3 protein-coding genes are annotated in these 2,568 nt (G+C 64.4%); all 3 read left to right on the top strand.

What is annotated here, in order from left to right; translation table 11 throughout:
* Window positions 1-218, top strand: a 218-nt coding sequence (locus Y707_RS32185) for a hypothetical protein (protein ID WP_216699253.1), incomplete at its 5' end; no start/stop codon positions are given.
* Window positions 219-279: 61 nt separating this feature from the next.
* Window positions 280-1,554, top strand: coding sequence for an ergothioneine biosynthesis glutamate--cysteine ligase EgtA (gene egtA / locus Y707_RS26015; RefSeq protein ID WP_051442001.1), 1,275 nt, complete (start codon window positions 280-282; stop codon window positions 1,552-1,554).
* The coding region (locus Y707_RS26010; RefSeq protein WP_081744867.1) for an SUMF1/EgtB/PvdO family nonheme iron enzyme at window positions 1,551-2,568 on the top strand (1,018 nt) is incomplete at its 3' end. The genes egtA and Y707_RS26010, both read left to right, overlap by 4 nt.

Here is a 2,568-nt window from a genome sequence, read left to right as displayed (position 1 = left end):
GCCTGTCGGAGAGTTGCGGCCGAGGCGGAGTGAAAACCTCCGCCCGGCGCGGGCTCTCGGGTGAATCACGAAGCCGGGCGCTCTTTGGCCGGGATGGGCAGGGGGCGCCGGGAACAATCGGTACAGCCGCCCTCAAGAAAATGACGCACCGCGCTGGAAAGAACGTGTTGTTGCCAACGGATAGGAGCAGGAACTACACGGGCTTCGTTGCTGGTTGAAGGACTGTTTAGCTATTGATGTGAGTGCATCACGATGAAGGGATAGTAAGTTTTGGTGTCGATGTCAGGGTTGGAGCGGAATTCAAGGCCGCTGTCGGAGACCGAGGCGGAAATTTATGTCGCGTCGGTGTGTTTCAAGACCGGCCCTCCGGGAGCCGTGGGCGTGGAAATCGAACGGATCGTGCTCGATGCGTCCGATTCTCGGCGCCCTGTGCCGGTAGCTGAAGTCCGGTCTGTTGCCGCAAAGGTGGAGACCGATCTTCCCGGTGGCGGTGTCATCACCTTCGAGCCGGGAGGGCAGCTGGAATTGAGCTCGGCCTGCGGAGATGACCTACCCTCGGTCATCGAAGCTACAAGAGCAGACCTCGCCGCCATTGACGGTATTTTCGAGGAGGCGGGACTGCAGTTCAGCAGCGTCGCACTGGATCCAGCCCGTCCGCCGGTGCGGACGCTGGATCATCCCCGGTACGCAGCCATGGAAACCCATTTTGATCGTTCAGGGCCCGCCGGGCGGACCATGATGTGCTCCACTTCATCCCTGCAGGTATGTCTGGATGCCGGTCTTCCCGGAAACGGTACCGGCAGCGCGGTGCAGCGTTGGCAGCGGCTTCATCGTCTCGCGCCGGTGCTCGTCGCACTTTTTGCCAACTCCCCCTTCCGGCATGGATCGCCCAGCGGCTGGCAGAGTACCCGCCAGGCAGTGTGGCTGAAAACCGACCCGTCCCGTACGTCTCCCGTTCCGGATTCCGACGACCCGCCGTCCGCGTGGGCCCGCTACGCCCTCGATGCGTCGATTCTGTGCATTCCGGCGTCACAGGGTTCATGGGAAGCACCGCGAGGCTTGACCATGCGCGGCTGGCTGCGCGGGCACGGCCCCCGACCCGTCACGCGGGAGGACCTCGACTACCATCTCAGCACCCTCTTTCCGTTCATCCGCCCCCGCGGATTCCTTGAGATCCGGGTTATCGACGCCCAGGCCGGCTCCGACTGGGAAGCCGCCGCCGCGATCACGACTGCACTGGTGGAGGACGAACGGGCAGCCGACACCGCTGCCGATGCATGTACGCCAGTGACCGCACTGCCCGATCCAATGACCGTCGCGGCACGGGATGGGCTGGCGGATCCTGTCCTCGCCAAAGCAGGGCGGATTTGCGCCGAGGCAGCGCTGGATGCCATGGACCGGCTGAATGTCGACGCCGGCACAAGGACCAGGGTGGAAGCGTTCATTGAGCAGTACGCAGCACGCGGGCGCTCTCCCGCAGACCAGCGGATCGACGACTGGCGCCGCACCGGCCGGTTCTCGAATCCCACACAGCGAAAGGAAAACGCCCGATGACAAATCCGGTTCCCGTAAGTGCCGTCGTTGCCCCTGAAAAATTGCGTTCCTTCATTGCTGAGGGCCTTGAGCGTGCGCGCCGTCGTACCCACGCCCTCACCGCGTGCGACGAGGAGGAATTGCTCAAGCAGCATTCGCCGCTGATGTCTCCCCTGGTCTGGGATCTGGCGCATGTGGGCAGCCAGGAGGAACAATGGCTTGTCCGCGACGTCGGCGGGATGGAGCCGCTGCGCCCGGAGATCGACAAGCTTTACGACGCCTTCGAGCATTCGCGCAGCAGCCGCCCCTCACTGCCGCTGCTGGCTCCCTCGGAATCCCGCGGCTACCTCGCTGAGGTCCGCTCCAAGACGCTGGACATCCTGGACCGGGTCCCACTGGAAGGTTCGCCGCTGCTGGAGGGCGGGTTCGCTTTCGGCATGATGATCCAGCACGAACAGCAGCATGCCGAGACCATGCTGGCGACCCATCAACTCCGTGCAGGGGAACCTGTGCTGCACCCAGTGAATCCGGAGCCCGGTGTGCTGGCCCGTAGTGCCACGGCGCTTCCGCCGGAAGTGCATGTGCCGGCCGGCTCCTTCACGATGGGCACTTCGGTGGAGCCCTGGGCACTGGATAACGAACGGCCGGCCCATGAGGTGCACGTTCCCGGATACTGGATCGACACGGTTCCCGTCAGCAATGGCGCCTTCATGGATTTTTTGAATGACGGCGGGTACTCGAACCCTGGCTGGTGGACTGCTGAGGGGTGGAGCCATCGCAACGATGACGGATTGACTGCACCGAAGTACTGGAAGCGGGACGGTCACCAGTGGTGGCGGACCTGTTTCGGTGTTCTCGAGCCGGTTCCCGTGGACGACCCCGTTCAGCATGTGTCGTTCTTCGAAGCCGAGGCCTACGCCCGCTGGGCCGGGCGGCGCCTGCCCACTGAGGTTGAGTGGGAAAAGGCCGCACGGCACGAGCCGGTCAGCGGCCGCTCCCGGCGCTACCCGTGGGGCGACGAGGACCCCACGGCCG

The organism is Arthrobacter sp. H14, from assembly GCF_000520495.1.
Taxonomy (GTDB): domain Bacteria; phylum Actinomycetota; class Actinomycetes; order Actinomycetales; family Micrococcaceae; genus Arthrobacter_C.
The sequence above is the reverse complement of the archived record's forward strand: the minus strand, read 5'-3'. Positions and strand labels throughout refer to the sequence as shown.

Bases quoted from the DNA above. Each gene is read 5' to 3' on its own strand.
- egtA (WP_051442001.1), top strand. From the start codon at position 280: ATGTCAGGGTTGGAGCGGAATTCAAGGCCGCTGTCGGAGACCGAGGCG.